This is a genomic window from Cohnella sp. OV330, assembly GCF_900112065.1.
In the GTDB taxonomy this organism is placed as follows: Bacteria; Bacillota; Bacilli; order Paenibacillales; family Paenibacillaceae; genus Cohnella.
Genome location: NZ_FOKE01000009.1, coordinates 199,486 through 217,774 on the forward strand (window position 1 = coordinate 199,486; position 18,289 = coordinate 217,774).

An 18,289-nucleotide genomic window follows, 5' to 3' on the forward strand; every position below is an offset into this window, starting at 1 on the left:
ATCGAGATGAACGTTTTAGATACCCACCTTCCAGGCGTTAAGCTGATCGAGCCTGCCGTGTTCGGTGACCATAGGGGCTTCTTTTTGGAGTCGTATAATCATAAGACATTTGCCGAGCAAGGTGTGAACAACACCTTTGTTCAAGATAATCACTCGTTATCAGCTGAAGCTTGCGTGCTTCGAGGCATGCACTATCAGTTAGAGCCGAAGGCGCAGACAAAGCTCGTTCGAGTGGCTGCAGGCGCGATTTACGACGTCGTAGTGGATATTCGCCAAGGTTCACCGACTTACGGTCAGTGGCAGGGCTTTATTCTGTCCGCAGCCAACAAGCGACAGCTGCTTGTTCCGAAAGGCTTTGCTCATGGCTTTTGCACGATCGTACCGAACACTGAAGTGCTTTATAAAGTGGATGAGCTGTACTCGCCGGAACATGATCGCGGCATTGCATGGGACGACCCGGCGCTGGGTATCGATTGGCCGACGCTGAAGCCGGTCCTCTCGGACAAGGACGCTAAACACCCGCGGCTTGCCGACGCCGAGGCGAACTTTACTTACGAAGGGTGAATGCGTGATGAAATTATTGGTTACCGGCGGCGCCGGCTTCATTGGCAGCAACTTTGTTCATTATATTTTACGAGAATATAAGCAAGATCAAGTCGTTAACATAGATGCGCTAACATATGCAGGGAATCTTGAAAATTTAACAACCGTTGAAAACAATCCAAACTATAAGTTTGTTCGAGCCGATATTACGGATCGGTCAGCGCTGGTGCCTCTCTTCGAGGACGGCGTGGACGTTGTCGTCCACTTTGCTGCGGAGTCGCATGTGGATCGCAGCATCTTGGAGCCGGACGTCTTCGTTCGAACAAATGTGCTTGGTACGCAAACGTTGCTTGAACTCGCCAAGGAATATAAAGTGAGCAAATTCGTACACGTCTCTACGGATGAGGTGTATGGCACGCTTGGAGATACCGGTCTTTTTACGGAGGAGACGCCGCTTGCCCCAAATAGTCCGTATTCCGCCAGTAAGGCAGGTTCGGATCTGCTCGTTCGCGCTTATCATGAGACGTTCGGCCTAAACGTGAATATTACACGATGCTCCAATAACTACGGACCTTATCAGTTCCCTGAGAAGCTGATCCCGCTTATGATTCAGAACGCTCTGGCCGACAAGCCGCTGCCTGTCTATGGCGACGGCCTTAACGTGCGCGATTGGCTATACGTTGAAGATCATTGTAGCGCAATCGATCTCGTTGTGCGCAAAGGGGTCAGCGGTGAGGTCTACAATATCGGAGGCAATAACGAGCGTACGAATGTTCATGTCGTTAAAACGATTCTCGAGGAGCTCGGCAAGCCTGACTCGTTGATCCAGTATGTTCAGGACCGCCTGGGGCACGACCGCCGTTATGCGATCGATGCCACCAAGATCCGAAGAGAACTCGGGTGGAACCCGAAGTTCCACTATGAGTCCGGTATTCGCGAGACGATTCGCTGGTATCTAGCCAATCAAGACTGGATGAATCAAGTTCGTTCCGGTGCGTATCAGCAATACTATGACACGCAATATGGCGATAGGCTGGGAGGCTAACGATGCCCTCAAAAAAGTCTACGATTCTCGTTACCGGTGCAAACGGGCAATTAGGGCAGGAGATCATTCGAATCAATGACGAAGATGTTACTCTTGTCGGCCTTGATCGAAAACAACTGGATGTAACGGACCTGAGCATGTGCAGGAAGGCTGTGGAAACTTATCGGCCTAGTGCCATCATTCATGCGGGAGCATATACGGCTGTGGATAAAGCCGAAGGTGAACCGGATGAAGCGTACAAAGTCAATGCATTAGGGACACGCAATCTGGCTATTGCCGCCCGGGAGGGATCGGCCAAACTTTGTTATGTCAGCACAGACTATGTCTTCGATGGTGCCGGTGACAGGCCCTACAATGAATATGACAACACCAATCCGCAGTCGGTCTATGGAAAGTCTAAGCGAGCAGGCGAAGCTTTGCTTCAGTCGCTTAGTGACAAGTGGTTTATCGTACGGACCTCTTGGGTTTACGGAAAGTATGGTAATAACTTTGTTAAAACCATGTTGAAGCTGGCGCAGGAGCGGGATGAACTTACCGTCGTTCATGACCAAATAGGCTCGCCGACGTATACGCGAGACCTGGGGCTATTCCTTTTCGGTCTTGTAAAGACCGAAGCATATGGCATTTATCACGCTTCGAATGCAGGCACATGCAGTTGGTACGAGTTTGCCACAGCGATCTTTGAAGAAAGCGGCAAACAGATGAAAATTAATCCTTGTACGACTGATGAATTCCCAAGGCCTGCGCCTCGACCGCAATATTCGGTAATGGACCATGCTGCGATCCGGCAGAATGGATTTCAAGACTTGCCGCCATGGCGCGAGTCGCTACGTGCATTTCTACAAGAGCTTTAAGGATGATTGAATGAAGGGTTGAGCGATGATGTCCGCGCCAGTTGTTGCCGTATGTATTGTTACCTTTAATAGTGAAAAATACATTCAAAACTGCCTGAGTTATCTCAGCAGACAAACCTAGCCGGCAATCCGAACTGTGGTGGTAGACAACGCGTCGGATGATCGTACGGTTGAGCTCATTCGTTCTCATTCATATTCAGTGAAGTTAATCGTTAACGAATTTAACAATGGCTTTGCCGGCGGCCAAAACCAAGCGATCGTCCAGTCGGAAAATGCCGATTATATATTAACGCTTAACGCAGATGTTGCGCTGGAGCCCGATTATATTTCTCGACTCGTCGCGGTTATGGAGGAGTCACCTTCTATCGGTAGCGCGACGGGATGTCTTCGATTGGCTGATGCGCCTGATCGTATGGATTCTGCAGGTATTGCGGTGAACTGGGCTCGAAGAGCTTGGGATCGTGGCGCAGGGGAGCCTGTGTCTAATTACACTTCCGCCGATGATGTTTTCGGTGTATCTGGAGCGGCGGGCTTATACAATCGGCGAATGATCGATTCCATTTCGATCGATGGCCAATTTTTCGATGAAGACTTTTTTGCATATAAAGAAGATGTTGATGTCGCGTGGCGGGCAGCATTGCTTGGCTGGCGATCCCGTTATGAGCCACTAGCGCAAGCTATGCATGTCCGACAGTGGCAATCGAGTGCGGGGCGCAAGCGGATGCTGCTTATCATCCGAAGACATTCTTATATCAATCGTTATTTGATGCTTATAAAAAATGGCCGTTTAAACGGGCGTCGATGGTTAATGCTTCCGTCTTTTGTTATCTACGAGGCGGCGCTGACCGCTTACTTTCTGATCAAGGACCCTCGCGTACTCGGCAGTTGGATAACAATGCGCCGGCTTATTCCGAATGCGTTTCGTAAACGGCTTATTTTTTGAAGAAAATGGAACTCAAATACCAACGGGATCAATCGGTGAACAAGTAGTCGCCTTTATTTTCCCCCTCACCCATTAACTCATACGCCTCCGGCGAAGCGGACCTGGTCATACTAGGACTGTCAAATTCTATGGAGGTGCATGACGAAATGGCTAACAGACGCAATCGCAAGCTGGTGCCTGAGAGCGCGAAGGCGCTGGATGCAATGAAGTACGAAATCGCTTCAGAACTTGGCGTGGACTTCGGTCAATACAGCGGAGCAGCGGGGGCAGGCGATACGGAATTTGCCGGCGAGCTTGGCGCATTCTCCGCAGGCGGTGGCGGTTCGCAATACTTGGGCAACCTCACTTCGCGTGAAGCGGGAGCGGTGGGCGGCGGCGTGACGAAAAGGCTGATTCAACAGGCGCAGCAATCGTTGATTTAACGCCGGGATAATAACCGGTTGACAAAAGGCTTGACCGTATTTTCCGCACGTTGACACCCCTCGACAATTCCGGTATCATTAATCAGAAGGTCTGTCTAACAACCTTTTCCTACCGGAAAAGGTTCATTTTTTGTGTAGGGGAGGTTGAAGATATTGTCGACGATTAAGGGCCGGCATCTCTTCACGTCCGAATCGGTCACGGAAGGCCATCCGGACAAAATTTGCGATCAAATCTCAGACGCGGTGCTTGATGCATTTCTGGCGGCTGATCCGAATGCGCGCGTCGCTTGCGAAGTATCCGTTGCTACAGGACTTGTACTTGTTATCGGCGAGATCTCCAGCTCCGCGGACTTCATCGACATCTCGTCGATCGCCCGCAAGACGATTCGCGAGATCGGCTATACCCGCGCTAAATATGGTTTTGACTCCACGACTTGCGCTGTCCTGACTTCGCTTAACGAACAGTCGGCCGACATCGCGCAAGGCGTTAACGCAGCGATCGAGAGCCGCGACGGCAAGGACGTACTCGTCGAGAACGCCGACATCGGCGCAGGCGACCAAGGGTTGATGTTCGGCTTCGCGACCAACGAGACGCCTGAGCTCATGCCGCTGCCGATCGCGCTGGCGCACCGCCTGTCGCGCCGCCTGTCCGAAGTTCGCAAGAACGAGACGCTCGGTTATCTTCGCCCGGACGGCAAGACGCAAGTCACGATCGAGTACGTCGACGGCAAGCCTGTCCGCGTGGATACGATCGTCATCTCTACGCAGCATGCCGAAGAGATCACGCTGGATCAGATCCAAGCGGACATCAAAGAGCATGTCATCCTGCCTGTCGTGCCTGAAGAATGGCTCGACGGCGAGACCAAGTTCTACATCAACCCGACCGGCCGCTTCGTCATCGGCGGACCGCAAGGCGATGCCGGCCTCACCGGCCGCAAGATCATCGTCGACACGTACGGCGGCTACGCTCGCCACGGCGGCGGTGCATTCTCCGGCAAGGATCCGACGAAAGTCGACCGCTCGGCTGCTTACGCAGCTCGCTATGTGGCGAAGAACATCGTCGCGGCAGGCCTTGCCGACAAGTGCGAGATCCAGCTCGCTTACGCGATCGGCGTAGCGAATCCGGTCTCCATCAACGTCGACACCTACGGCACGGGCAAGATCGCCGAAGAAAAGCTCGTCGAGCTGATCCGCGAAAACTTCGACCTGCGTCCGGCCGGCATCATCAAGATGCTCGACCTGCGTCGTCCGATCTACAAGCAAACTGCAGCCTACGGCCACTTCGGCCGCACGGATATCGACGTACCTTGGGAGCGCACCGACAAGGTTGAGCTGCTGAAGGCCGGCGCTTGGGCTTAATTTCATCTTCTCCATCATCGTCGACCGCCTCTACGGATTCTATCCGGCAGAGGCGGTTTTTGCTTATCCCCTAAATTTCCCTGTCCCCGGAGCCGACATAAAGAGTACAGTATGTCCTTAGGATCTGGAGGAATCGCAATTGCAGCGTCTTCAACTTCGTTTTCGTCTCGTCCCCGTTCTTTTACTGTTGACGATCCTGTCTCAATCGCTTGGCGCATTCGGCGCATCGGCTGCGAGCGGCGGCCCCGCAGCGGTAACGCTTCAGCCCGCGGACAACAATCCGGTCGTTCCGGCAAACGCGCAGCTTTCCGTCACATTCGACGAGGCCATCACGCGGGGTACGGCTGGTACCGTATTGATTAAAGAAGTTGCATCAAACAATACCGTAGCAAGTTACGACATCGCGACGGAATCGACACGTCTTTCGATCAGCCCCAACAATCAGCTGAATATTTTGCCCGCAGCCGGAGCCCTTCAGTCCGGCTTGGATTATTACGTTCAAATCACGCCTGGCTCGCTCGTCGGGAGCAGCGGCTATTTCGGCGGCATTACGGATGCGACGGCTTGGAACTTCCATGTCGTAGCCGCCGATACGACACCGCCTGCGGTCGGCGCCTTCGCCCCGTCGTCGGGCGATGCGATGTCAGCGACCGGTGCGCTGTCGATTACCTTTAACGAGCCCGTTCAAGCCGCATCCGGCAGTATCCAGATCGTGCGACGGGATACGCAGGACGCGCAGGTCATTTCCGTGCTGTCCTCCTCCGTCACGGGATCGGGGACGAACGTTATTCGCGTCCAGCCCCCGACGCGGCTTGCCGCCAGTACGCAATACGACGTGCTCATCGACAATGGCGCGTTCGTCGATGCCGTCGGCAACAAGTTTGCCGGCATCTCCGGTCCATACATATGGTCATTTTCGACTACGGCTTCCGCGGTAGCGGCGCCGCAGTTCATCTATCCTGCACGCGGCGCCGCCGCTGTGAACGGCGACGCTCCGATTACGCTTCGGCTTCAATTCCAGACGGGAATGAAGGCGGGATCGACAGGGAATATTACGGTCAAAAAAGTATCGAATAACGAGACTGTGGACACGATTGCCGCTGGCTCTTCGCGCATCGTGTTTAATGGTGCTGAAGTGAACATTTCCATAAGCACGGCTCTGGCGCGCAATACATCTTATTACGTATTAATCGACCCAGGCGTGCTGTTGACGACGAGCGGGGAAGCGTATGAAGGAATCGTAGATCCGACAGGCTGGAATTTCTCCACGTTGGCCTCCGTAGATTCGACGCGACCGACGGTCGCCGCTTTTGCCCCCGCTTCCGGCGGTTCGACTACCGATATTGCGGGCAGCCTGAGCATTCAGTTCAGCGAGCCTGTCGTCCCCGGCTCCGGCAACGTCATCATTCGCAATGCCGACACGAACGCGGTATTTTGTTCGATTCCGGTGACGTCGCCCTCGATCACGGGAGGAGGCACTTCCTTAATCGCGATCAAGCCATGCGCTTCCTTCTCGCCGAACGTCAGCTATGCCGTGCAGATCGGTACCATGGCTTTCGCGGACCTTTCGGGCAACTATTTCGCGGGCATCGGCACTTCGGATCTCACCACTTGGCGTTTCCGCGTGGCTTCGGATACGACGCCGCCCGAGTTGGTTTCCACGGATCCGGCCCCGCTGCTCAATAGCGTGCGTACGAATGCGGTCCTGCGGATGACCTTCAGCGAGCCGGTAAGACTGGCTTCCTCAACGGTCACGGCTAGTGCGATCCTCGCTAACGGCGGCACCTCCGTCAAAATTCCGCTCGCTATCGCCGTCGACGGTACGGATCCGCGTATCGTCACGCTGACGCCGGATACGCCTTTCGCCGTAGCCTCCCGATATGTCGTCAACGTCCCTGCGAATGCGATCGCCGATCTGGCGGGCAATGCGTATCCCGGCATTTTGAACGATTACCGTTGGACGTTCCAGACGGTCGGGACGGATACTACGGCTCCGGGGCTCGCAAGCGCGACAATGGATGGGGCGGCTGTCGTGCTGCTTACTTACGGAGAAGCGTTGGACGAGTCCTCGATTCCGTTTGCGTCCAATTATTATGTGACCGTGAACGATGTCCCCCGCCAGGTCAATGCAATCACGGTCAAAGGAACGCAAGTGCGCTTGGCGCTGCAGTCCGGCGTGGCCGTCGGACAGTCGGTGAAGGTCTCTTATACGCTCGGCGCTGTCACGCTTAAGGATCTGTCGGGCAATGCCGCAGCTGCTTTTAATGCAACGAATGTCGCGAATACGGCCGATACGACGCTGCCGCGTCCGTCGAGCGGCGTGGTGTCGGGCAGCGTTGTAACCTTGACCTTCAACAAGACGCTTGCTTCCGTGTCCTCGTCCGCTGCAAGTCAATTCACCGTGAAGGTGAACGGAAGCGCGCAGAGCATCTCATCGATCTCTTCGAGTGGCGCAAACGTGACGATCATGCTGTACAGTGCGATCGCAGGCAGTCAATCCGTATCGGTGAGCTATGTGCCGGGCAGTTACAAGCTTACGGATTTATCCGGGAACGATGCGGCGGGATTTACGGACTTCTATGTGCAAAATGCGAACGATACGACGCCGCCAGCGCTGTCCGGCGTAACGGTGCTCGGTACATCGGTCGTCCTTGCCTACAACGAGGGGCTCTTATCCGGCTCCGTGCCGCCTAAGTCGAGCTTCTCCGTGCTGGTCGGCGGATCGGCAGCGGAGATCACTGGCGTAGCGGTTGCCAACAATACCGTCACGCTGACATTGTCGTCCGCAGTAGTGCCGAATCAGACCGTGACCGTCACTTATATCCCTGGGGCTACGCCGATCAAGGATTTGGCGGGCAATCAGGCGATACTGTTCACCGGGTACTCGGTGACCGCGAGTTCAACTGCGGCGGCTATATTATCAAGCATCTCGATTGACGGAACGAAGCTGACGCTTCAATATTCGGGCGCGCTTAACGCCTCGATTATTCCTTACGTGGCTCAATATACGGTGAAAAACGCGGACGGCGGGCTGTTCGGCATCAGCAACATCACGGTCAGCGGTTCACAGGTTATATTGACGCTTACGGCGCCGGCAATTGCGGGCAAGGCGGTTACGGTGAGCTATTCGCCAGCCGGCAACGCGCTGAAGGAGGCCTCGGGTCAAGCGGTAGCCGCATTTGCCGACAGGGGAGCGACCAATCAGACGTCCGCGGCAGCCGGACTTCCAGATTACCTGTCGCTGGACGGCGCGGGCGGTCTGCTGCTTAGTCAGACCGTAGCGTCGAAAACTTCGGGCACCACGCCTTCCGGCAAGACCTCAGGGCGGTACAACCTAGATAGAGATAAAGTAACGTTGGCCTATACGGCGCTTGGCACGGCGCTTAACGCCGGTACCGTCAGCGTACCGCAGATTACTTTCAGCGTGCCGCAGAGCGAGGCGGGCGCGATCGTCGCCGTCCCGGTCATGGCGCTCGCCGGTGCGGTGTCGCAAAATGCCTCCGCTATACTCAGGCTGGACTATGGAGACCTCTTGTTCAGCTTGCCGCTTAAGGCCGTGAACTTCAGCAAGGAAGTCCAGACTAGCGGAGGGGATATGACAAGCGCCTATCTGCTGCTCAAAATTGAAAAACTGTCGAATACCTCTTTGGCATCGGCTCTGAATGCCAAAGGCGTCCAAATGCAGTCTCCCGCAGCGGACTTCTCCGCTTCGATTGAAGTCGGCGGATCCGCGCGAGCGATCGATGAATATAGCACGTACGTGACCCGGTCGTTCCTGCTGCCGACCACGAGTGCGAGCGCAACCGATGCGGCCGTCGTCCGGCTGGACGGAGACTCTGGGGAGATCGTCTACGTGCCTACGAAGGCCGCTGTCAGCGGATCGACGCTGCACGTTGATTTCATGCGCAAGAGCAACAGCGTCTATGCCGTCGTCGCTAAACCCGTCACGCTGTTCAGCGATATGACGAAACACTGGGCGGGACCTGACGTCGGGGCGCTGGCATCGAAGTTCATCGTAAAAGGGAGCACGAATTCAGCCTTTGCGCCCGAACGCAAAATTACGCGTGCAGAGTTTGCAGAATTTATCGTGCGCGGCCTAGGATTGAATGGGAGCTCGGCTTCGGCGGCCAAATTCTCCGATGTCGGGAGCGGAGGAGCATCTTCTGCATACATCGGAGCGGCAGTCAAAGCGAGCATCGTGCAGGGCGGGACCGACGGCCGGTTCCGGCCGAACGCGACGATCACCCGCGAGGAGATGGCGACGATGATGCTTCGCGCGATGTCGTACGTAGGTGTCATGCCAACCGTGACGGGTTCAGAGATTAACGCTTATAAAGACCGTACGAGCGTTAGCAGCTGGGCGAAGGACGCAGTCGTAGCAGCAGTTAAGACAGGGTTGATTAAGGGCGTAACGGCGACACAGTTGAAACCCAAAGATAACGCCACTCGCGCGCAAGCGGCGATTATCGTGAAGCGGTTCCTGGAGTATGTGGAGCTGATGTAGAGCAAGAATATAGCGAGGCATTAGCAAAGGGGATGGAGCAGATATGTTGCTTCATCCCTTTTCTTTTAGGCGATATGTTTACGTTATGTTAAATAAATTTAAACATCCAATTGCTACTTAGCTTTCAGATGATTCAGAGTTAATGTGTCGAAAATGTGAAGCACGGGTAATTATTTATATTAAATTTCCTTAAATCAGCCCAAAATGCGGAAAATATTCAGTATGCTAGGGTAAATTAGTTCCTATAGGACAACCTTTAATTCCAGTGCATATATATTAAGGGAAAAATATCCGTATATAAAGTTGACCTGGCTCCCAGGTATTCGATAGAATACTAGAGAGCTATCAATTTAATATATTTAACAAAACAAGTAGAGGTGAGACGTTTGGTACTGAAGAAAAAAGTCGTAGCGGGTACGATTGCCGCGAGCTTGGCTTTCACGGCGTTGGCAGGATTGCCGCTGAGCAACAAGGGTCTGGCAGAAAAACTGGGTATTAGCGTCGCATATGCGGCCAGTAACAATTTTGATGCTTATGAAGCGCTGGCCAATGCAATCAACACTAAGCTGTCGGCTAACGGTGCCGTATATGCTGCAAGCGTTGCGGACGCCGTTTATCCGAAGGGCAAGGACAATAATAGTGTCGCTAGTGTTACATACACGGTTCATACAGGCACTCCTGCTGAACAATCCGTTGAAAAAAGCGTGTATGATATTGGCGACAAACTGGTCGGCAAGCTTAACTTAGGTGATAAATCTTCCCCTGATCGAAAAGCGTTCGATAAGTTAATCGCCGCTTACCTCAAGTTCATCTTCGGACAGGACGCGGATAAGTTTAACGCAACTAGTTTGGAAGTTGCCAGCACAGTAAAGGAAGCGACAGGTCAAGATGTCGCCGACTTTAATGATTTCCTTTTCGGTACTCCTAGCGTTCATGGATCCGTATACAGCGTGCAAGGCACCGTATACAGCGTGCAGGACTCCGTATACGGTCAGCTGAGCGGCATGACGACTACCCAACTGAACGGTCTGACCGATCAAGACTATACGTCTGATTATGCTATTGTCAAAGCTTTGCTGGGCAAGGCGTTCGAGCAGGCGCTGGCGAATGGTTCCAATGTCAGTAAATATCTGGTGAGCAATGAAGTAAACAAGGCCGATTTCGAGTCGCTCATCGAGAATTTCCGCAATGCAGTCGGTACTGATGTATTCGACAAAGCAATCAGCGAGCTGTTCAAAGCTTACATTGATGCCAATGGCATCACCGGCACGCCGGATTATGTTGTCGGCCCAGGCGGCGGATCCGCAGTCGTTACGGATCCATCCGTTGCCCAACTGGCTCAAGAGCTGGCAGCCCTCAAGTCCAAGATCGCAACAGCTACTGGCGAAGAAAAGGACAAGCTGATCGCCCAAGCCATCGCTAAGGCGAACGAAGTCGTAGCCAAGATTCTGACGCTTGACCTCTCTTCCAAGGTACAGAACGTCAACGGCAAAGCAACGCTGACGCTGTCCGCAGCAGACGTCACCAAGCTGATCGCGGCTGTCGCTGACGCCAAGAAAGCCCTGGCTGACGCAGTCGGTACCGCTGACGGCCTCAACATCGGCGACATCGTGATCAACCTGGGCGCGATCACTCAATCGGGCGCTTCCGTGACGCTTCCGCAAGAACTGTGGACGCTGGCGAACGACGTCAAGGCTGACGGCGTTGCCATCAAAGTCGGCGCGCTGAGCGCAACGCTGCCAGTTGGCACCTTCACTGAAGCCGTTACCCTCGGCGTCACGATCGAATCCGGCGACGCTGCATCCTCCGTCACTTCGGGCGTATACGGCAAGTCCGTAGCTTCCGACGTTTACGGCTTCGATCTTCAAGTCGGCGGCAAGGCTGTCGAGCAGTTCAACAAGCCGATCAAGCTGCGTCTGCCGCTGAAGAACCTGACGGGCGTAGACAAGGAGCTGCTCACCACGGGCCGCGTCGAAGCTGACGGCAAGGTATCGACCCAAGGCGGTACGCTCGACGGCGACTTCATCGTAGAGCCGCGCTACAGCTTCTCGAAGTACTTCGTATTCGAGAACAAGGTATCGTTCAACGATATCGCCAAAGTCCAAAGCTGGGCTGGTCGTCAGATCGAAGTCGTAGCGGCTAAGGGCGCGATCGAAGGCAAGTCCGCCGGAATCTTCGCTCCGCAGGACAAGATCACGCGCGCTGAATTTGCCAAGATCCTGATCACGGCGCTCAACCTTGACAATACGCTGGCGACTTCGTCCAAGTTCTCCGACGTACCGGCATCGCACTGGGCTGCTCCGTACATCGCGGTAGCCGCCGAGCAAGGCATCATCAACGGCAAGACGGCTTCGACGTTCGCGCCGAACGCGACGATCACGCGCGCCGAGATGGCTACGATGATCGCTCGTGCGCTGAAGGCGACGCAAGGCCTGAAGGATATCGACAATGCCGAAGCGGCGCTGTCCGTATTCAAGGATGCCAACAAGATCGGCTCCGCGTTCCGCTCGAGCGTAGCATGGGCTGCAGCTAGCGACATCATCATCGGCGCTAACGGCAAGTTCCTGCCTAACAACAATGCGACTCGCGCCGAAGCTGCTGTCATCATCTACCGCGCGATCAACTTCAAGCCGCAAGCTTAATCCTTCAGTCATCTTCATAGCTGAATAACAGCAAAATTCATAACTCATCCTCCTCTCATGATTTGAGAGGGGGATGTTGCATTTTACTAGGCGATTTTGAGTAATTGTGTGTGGTATGCCAAAATGGAAGAGCTAGTATAAGCGCGATTCCGGAAATTGAACCAATGGGCGGATTTGGAAGCAGTGAATTGCTCTTAAGCTTCTTTAGATATGGACAAACGGCTCGGGACAACCGATATAATAGATTAACGACGGACAGGCTATTCTCGATAGCCGGCGCTTGCCGGCTGAGGGTAGCTTGTCGTACGTTTAATACAAGAATTATGTTTGTTGAGGAGCGTTATCGATGACGAAAACGGCGCTGATCACCGGTATCTCGGGGCAAGACGGTTCCTTCCTGGCTGAGTTTTTACTCGAGAAAGGATACGAAGTACACGGCATTCTTCGAAGAAGCTCATCCTTTAATACGGGACGCATCGAGCATCTATACATTGAAGAATTAATTCGGGATATGCATACGCGTACGAAGCTTCAGTTGCACTATGGCGATATGACGGATTCAACGAATCTAATTCGTCTTATTCGCGAGATTCAGCCTGATGAAATCTATAATCTTGCGGCGATGTCGCATGTCAAGGTGTCGTTTGAAGTGCCGGAATATACGGCGGACACCGACGGGATCGGCACGCTAAGACTGCTTGAAGCAGTAAGATTTCTTGGATACGAGAAAAAGACGAGGATCTACCAAGCATCGACCTCGGAGTTGTACGGCAAGGTGCAGGAAATCCCTCAGAGAGAGACGACGCCGTTCTATCCCCGAAGTCCGTATGGCGTGGCGAAGCTCTACGCGTTCTGGATTACAAAGAACTACAGGGAAGCATACGACATGTTTGCGGTTAACGGCATCTTGTTCAATCATGAGTCGGAACGCAGGGGAGAAACCTTCGTGACTCGCAAAATCACGCTGGCTGCCGCGAGAATCAAGAAGGGGACGCAAGAGAAGTTATATCTCGGGAACCTGGATGCCCGGCGGGACTGGGGATATGCCAAAGACTACGTGGAGTGCATGTGGTTGATGCTGCAGCATGAGATGCCCGAAGACTTCGTCATCGCCACGGGAGAGATGCATTCGGTCAGGGAGTTCACGGAACTGGCATTTCTGGAGGCCGGCATCGAGCTGGAATGGACGGGGCGGGGCGTCGAGGAGAAAGGGATCGATAAAGCGACCGGCCGCGTATTAGTAGAGGTGGACCCGAAGTACTTTCGTCCGGCCGAAGTGGAGCAATTGCTCGGAGACCCGACAAAAGCCAAGACGATTCTCGGATGGAATCCCACCGCGACCAGCTTTGAAGATCTAGTTAAAATCATGGTGCGCAGCGATATCAAATTTGTTGAACGGGAAGAGCGGATTCGAAAAGAGTTCGATTAACGAGGAGGGCCGAGACCATGAAGGCAAACGCCAAGATCTATGTCGCGGGCCATCGGGGCATGGTCGGCTCGGCCATTGTTCGAAGGCTGAAGGAAAAGGGCTTTACAAATATCGTCTATAGGTCCTCGAAGGAGCTCGATTTAACCAGGCAGGCGGCAGTCGAAGCCTTTTTTGCGGAGGAAAAGCCGGAATATGTATTTCTGGCAGCCGCCAAGGTGGGCGGAATTTTAGCCAATAACAACTATTCGGCGGATTTTATCTACCGCAATCTTATGATTGAAGCGAACGTTATCGAGGCTGCTTATAGAAGCGGGGTCAAGAAACTGCTGTTCCTTGGAAGCTCTTGCATTTACCCGAAGATGGCCGACCAGCCGATCGTGGAAGAAGCATTGTTAACGGGGCGGTTGGAGCCGACGAACGAAGCCTATGCGGTCGCGAAGATCGCGGGTATCGAACTTTGCAAGTTCTATCGACGACAATACGGATGCGACTTTATATCCGCAATGCCGACCAATCTGTACGGTACTTACGATAACTTCGACTTGGAGACCTCCCATGTGCTTCCGGCACTCATCCGCAAATTTCATGAAGCGAAGACGGAAGGCAAGTCCGAAGTGGTTCTATGGGGTTCCGGCAAGCCGAGAAGAGAATTTTTGTACGTGGACGACCTGGCGAATGCTTGCTTATTTCTAATGGAGCGCTATAGCGATGAGCTGCATCTGAATATCGGTACAGGGGAAGATCTTGAGATCGGCGAACTCGCGCGACTGATTAAAGACATCGTCGGGTATGAAGGCAAGATTGTGAACGATATGGCGAAGCCTGACGGCACCCCCCGCAAACTGCTTGACGTCTCGCGTCTGCATGGACTGGGATGGTCTCATCAAATGTCGTTAACGGACGGGATCAAACGGACATATGAGTGGTACCTGAACTCAGGCCGGGAGGAATAACGAATTGAAACTATACGGAGTTGTGATGGCCGGGGGAGGGGGCACGCGCTTCTGGCCTCTTAGTCGGCAAGACATGCCCAAGCAACTGTTGAACCTGAGCGGACGCGACGCGTTGATTAATGAGACAATCGCTCGAATTGGAAAGTTTATTCCCCAGGAAGATATCTATATCGTGACGAATAGGCGGCAGCATGAATCATTAATAGAAGTCACCGCATCGAGCGTTAAGCCGGATCGTATACTCCTTGAGCCGTCTTCGCGTAATACCGCGGCATGTATTGGATACGCTGCGTTTCAAATCGTGAAGAGTTATGGGGACGGCGTCATGTGCGTGTTCCCATCCGATCATTACATTCGGGACGAGGGGGCATTCTCTGTCACGCTGACCGATGCTGCACGGCGTGCGTCAAGCACTGGAAAGTTAATTACGATCGGGATTAAGCCAACGTTGCCGTCCACCGGGTACGGTTATATAAAACTACTCCGCGCGTCCGAAGCCGAATATAACGGAGCATTCTTCCATGTGGACGAGTTCGTTGAGAAGCCGAACTACGACAAGGCCAAGTCTTTTGTGGAGAGCGGCGATTATCTTTGGAATAGCGGGATCTTTGTATGGAAGGCGTCCACGATCTTGGATAATTTCCGGCGCTTTCTGCCAAAGGTGTACAACAAGCTGGATGAGATATTCAAATATCCGGACGGTTCCCTTTCAAACGAGAAGTTCGAAGAACTTTATTCGGAAATTCCGAACATCTCGATCGACTACGGCATTATGGAACGTTCGGACGAAGTAATGGTCATGCCGGGGGATTTTGGATGGAATGACGTTGGCAGCTGGGATAGCTTAGGCGCGATCTACCCGGCGGACGACCAAGGGAATATTGTAAACGGCGAAAATATTAAGCTGAATACGAAAAATAGCATTATACATAGTACGGGAAGGCTGATCGCTACCATCGGCTTGGATAACATGATCGTGGTGGAGACCAAAGACACCTTGCTGGTGTGCCCGAAAGACAAAGCGCAGGATGTCAAGCAAATCGTAGATTTGTTGAAGGAACAGGGCAAAGGGCATTATCTCTAATCGAAAAATGGACGTGGCGTCCGAGAACGGCAAGGAAGGTGAATTCTGTGCGAATTGCTGTAGCCGGTATTGGCTATGTAGGGCTCGTTACGGCCGTCTGCTTGGCAGAAAAGGGGCACCATGTGACCTGCGTGGACATCGATGAGGCCAAAATCGCGTCTATGGATAGGGGGAAATCTCCTATTTTTGAACCGGGCATTGAAGAGCTCATGGTCCGAAATAGAGATCGACTGAACTATACGGTCGAATATAAGGATGTATATAAGGCTGCGGAAGTCATCATCATCGCTGTGGGGACTCCGGAAAAAAAAGACGGTTCCGCCAACTTGCAATATATTTTTCAAGCGGCTCGCCAAATAGCGGAGACAGTAGAACATGACTGTGTCGTTGCTATTAAATCGACCGTGCCTGTCGGTACGAATGACAGGATCGAGCGAGTCGTTAGAGAACATCAAAGAAATAACATCCGTATCCACGTCGTTTCCAATCCTGAGTTTCTCTCGCAAGGTACGGCGATCAAGGATACTTTTGCCGCTCATCGCATTGTGTTGGGCGTCGAATCCGAGCAGGCTGAGCGTGCGATGAAGGAAATGTATGCGGCGTTCGAGCTGCCCTATGTCGTAACGGATCGAAGAAGTGCCGAAATGATTAAGTATGCGGCAAACGATTTCCTGGCGCTTAAAATCTCTTATATCAACGAGATCGCTAATTTGTGCGAAATCGTCGGCGCCAATATTGAAGACGTTACGCAAGGAATGGGCATGGATCCGCGAATCGGCAGTTTATTCCTTAGAGCCGGCATAGGCTACGGGGGCTCCTGCTTCCCCAAAGATACAAAAGCGCTTCACTGGTTGGCGAACTTCAACGATTATGAATTGAAGACGATTAAAGCAGCGATCGAAGTGAACGAAAACCAAAAGCTGCGTCTCATTAAGAGGGCTAGGAAGTACTACGATAGCTTCAGCGGACTCCGCGTGGCGGTTTTGGGATTAACGTTTAAACCTGACACGGACGACCTCAGAGAGGCGCCTTCTCTCGAGAACATTCCTCTTTTGGTTGAGGACGGGGCACAGGTCAGGGTCTGGGATCCGGTAGGCGCTGAAAATTTTAAAAAGAGCTACCCGACGGAAGTCGAATACTGCGACAACATCGAAGAGGCGATCGCCGATGCGGATATTTGTTTTATACTGACGGACTGGGAAGAGGTTAGGCGCTTTAATTTAAAATATTACAAGAATCTCATGCGAAAGCCGATTGTCCTTGACGGAAGAAATTGTTATGGATTAGAGGCTGCGAAGGCTGCCGGGATTATTTATGAATCAATCGGGAGAAAAAGCATCGAACGCTAGATTTAATCGCTAGTCTATCGCAGAATGGGGCGTCATCGTATAATGATAGTATAGTTTACGGGAGAGGGGCAGGATCGTTTAAATGGCGATTTTGGTTGCAGGCGGAGCTGGCTATATCGGCAGTCATACTTGCGTCGAGTTATTGAACGAGGGATACGACGTCGTGGTCGTAGATAACTTGTCGAATAGCAGCGAAGAGTCACTCTCTAGAGTCCGGCAGATTACGGGGCGCGAGGTTGCTTTTTACAATATGGATCTGCTGGATCGTGAGCAACTTGAAAAGGTCTTCGAGACGCACGCGATCGAGGCTGTCGTCCACTTCGCCGGTTCCAAAGCCGTGGGCGAATCGGTGGCGATTCCTCTGAAATATTATGAAAATAACATGATCAGCACGATCAATCTTTGCCAAGTCATGCAGAAGTACGACGTCAAGCGCCTGGTGTTTAGTTCCTCTGCTACGGTGTACGCGCCGACGGAAGCCGGAGCGATATCGGAAGACTTCCCTTTGGCGGCGTCCAATCCATATGGGCGTTCGAAATGGATGATCGAGGAAATGCTCAGAGACCTCTATATCTCCGACCCGGCATGGAGCATCGCGCTGCTGCGGTACTTCAACCCGGTAGGCGCGCATCCTAGCGGCCTGATCGGCGAACATCCGAACGGCAAACCGAACAATCTTACGCCTTATATTACGCAGGTGGCGGTCGGTAAGCTTGACAAGCTTTATGTCTTCGGCGATGACTATCCGACGCATGACGGTACCGGCGTGCGCGATTACATTCATGTCATGGACCTGGCCAACGGCCACCTGAAGGCGATTGAGCGCGTGATGTCGACGACCGGCGCGGAAGCCTACAATCTCGGAACGGGTAGAGGTTATAGCGTGCTGGAAATGATTCATGCGTTCCGAAGCGAAACCGGACGGGACATCCCCTATACGGTCGTCGATCGAAGGCCGGGCGACATCGCCGTTTGTTATGCGGATCCGTCCAAGGCGCGCGATAAGCTGGGATGGCTGGCGACCAGAGGCATTGAGGAAATGTGCGCGGATGCTTGGCGTTGGCAAAGCCAAAATCCGAACGGTTATGAAAAGTCGGAGCAAGAAAAGATGCAGCTCATCTAAAATTCTAAAATTCGCACAGCCCGATCCCGCCGGCCTCCG

At 53.1% G+C, this 18,289-nt stretch carries 13 protein-coding genes; all 13 read left to right on the plus strand.

What is annotated here, in order from left to right:
• Nucleotides 1–6: 6 nt before the first annotated feature.
• The 13 genes from rfbC to galE all read left to right on the plus strand — a co-directional run bounded on the left by rfbC (nt 7) and on the right by galE (nt 18,250).
• The gene (rfbC, locus tag BM235_RS21105) at nt 7–564 is read left to right on the plus strand and encodes a dTDP-4-dehydrorhamnose 3,5-epimerase (RefSeq protein ID WP_090116215.1); all 558 of its coding nucleotides are present in this window, start codon (nt 7–9) and stop codon (nt 562–564) included.
• A gap of 7 nt (nt 565–571) precedes the next feature.
• Entirely contained in the window at nt 572–1,588 is a 1,017-nt protein-coding gene (rfbB, locus tag BM235_RS21110; protein WP_090116216.1) for a dTDP-glucose 4,6-dehydratase, read from the plus strand.
• A gap of 2 nt (nt 1,589–1,590) precedes the next feature.
• Entirely contained in the window at nt 1,591–2,442 is an 852-nt protein-coding gene (gene rfbD / locus BM235_RS21115) for a dTDP-4-dehydrorhamnose reductase (RefSeq protein ID WP_090116217.1), read from the plus strand.
• Nucleotides 2,443–2,578: 136 nt separating this feature from the next.
• Nucleotides 2,579–3,385: a glycosyltransferase gene (locus tag BM235_RS21120; RefSeq protein ID WP_158543769.1), complete on the plus strand. Its 807-nt coding sequence runs from the start codon at nt 2,579–2,581 to the stop codon at nt 3,383–3,385.
• Nucleotides 3,386–3,531: 146 nt separating this feature from the next.
• Complete coding sequence (locus BM235_RS21125) at nt 3,532–3,807, plus strand: alpha/beta-type small acid-soluble spore protein (protein WP_090116219.1); 276 nt, start codon at nt 3,532–3,534, stop codon at nt 3,805–3,807.
• A 153-nt stretch (nt 3,808–3,960) separates the two neighbouring features.
• Complete coding sequence (metK, locus tag BM235_RS21130; RefSeq protein ID WP_090116220.1) at nt 3,961–5,166, plus strand: methionine adenosyltransferase; 1,206 nt, start codon at nt 3,961–3,963, stop codon at nt 5,164–5,166.
• A 139-nt stretch (nt 5,167–5,305) separates the two neighbouring features.
• The gene (locus BM235_RS21135) at nt 5,306–9,670 is read left to right on the plus strand and encodes an Ig-like domain-containing protein (protein ID WP_090116221.1); all 4,365 of its coding nucleotides are present in this window, start codon (nt 5,306–5,308) and stop codon (nt 9,668–9,670) included.
• 950 nt (nt 9,671–10,620) lie between these two features.
• On the plus strand, nt 10,621–12,312 hold the full coding sequence (locus BM235_RS21140) for an S-layer homology domain-containing protein (RefSeq protein ID WP_143106715.1): 1,692 nt from the start codon (nt 10,621–10,623) through the stop codon (nt 12,310–12,312).
• A 346-nt stretch (nt 12,313–12,658) separates the two neighbouring features.
• Complete coding sequence (gene gmd, locus BM235_RS21145; RefSeq protein WP_090116223.1) at nt 12,659–13,741, plus strand: GDP-mannose 4,6-dehydratase; 1,083 nt, start codon at nt 12,659–12,661, stop codon at nt 13,739–13,741.
• A 17-nt stretch (nt 13,742–13,758) separates the two neighbouring features.
• Nucleotides 13,759–14,694 (plus strand): GDP-L-fucose synthase, encoded by a 936-nt coding sequence (locus BM235_RS21150; RefSeq protein WP_090116224.1) that lies wholly within the window; start codon nt 13,759–13,761, stop codon nt 14,692–14,694.
• Between the two features lie 4 nt (nt 14,695–14,698).
• Entirely contained in the window at nt 14,699–15,778 is a 1,080-nt protein-coding gene (locus BM235_RS21155) for a mannose-1-phosphate guanylyltransferase (RefSeq protein WP_090116225.1), read from the plus strand.
• A 47-nt stretch (nt 15,779–15,825) separates the two neighbouring features.
• Entirely contained in the window at nt 15,826–17,127 is a 1,302-nt protein-coding gene (locus BM235_RS21160; protein WP_090116226.1) for a UDP-glucose dehydrogenase family protein, read from the plus strand.
• A gap of 82 nt (nt 17,128–17,209) precedes the next feature.
• Nucleotides 17,210–18,250: a UDP-glucose 4-epimerase GalE gene (gene galE / locus BM235_RS21165; RefSeq protein ID WP_090116227.1), complete on the plus strand. Its 1,041-nt coding sequence runs from the start codon at nt 17,210–17,212 to the stop codon at nt 18,248–18,250.
• Nucleotides 18,251–18,289: the final 39 nt, after the last annotated feature.

Bases quoted from the DNA above. Each gene is read 5' to 3' on its own strand.
- rfbC (WP_090116215.1), top strand. From the start codon at position 7: ATGAACGTTTTAGATACCCACCTTCCAGGCGTTAAGCTGATCGAGCCT.
- rfbB (WP_090116216.1), top strand. From the start codon at position 572: ATGAAATTATTGGTTACCGGCGGCGCCGGCTTCATTGGCAGCAACTTT.
- rfbD (WP_090116217.1), top strand. From the start codon at position 1,591: ATGCCCTCAAAAAAGTCTACGATTCTCGTTACCGGTGCAAACGGGCAA.
- BM235_RS21125 (WP_090116219.1), top strand. From the start codon at position 3,532: ATGGCTAACAGACGCAATCGCAAGCTGGTGCCTGAGAGCGCGAAGGCG.
- gmd (WP_090116223.1), top strand. From the start codon at position 12,659: ATGACGAAAACGGCGCTGATCACCGGTATCTCGGGGCAAGACGGTTCC.
- BM235_RS21150 (WP_090116224.1), top strand. From the start codon at position 13,759: ATGAAGGCAAACGCCAAGATCTATGTCGCGGGCCATCGGGGCATGGTC.
- galE (WP_090116227.1), top strand. From the start codon at position 17,210: ATGGCGATTTTGGTTGCAGGCGGAGCTGGCTATATCGGCAGTCATACT.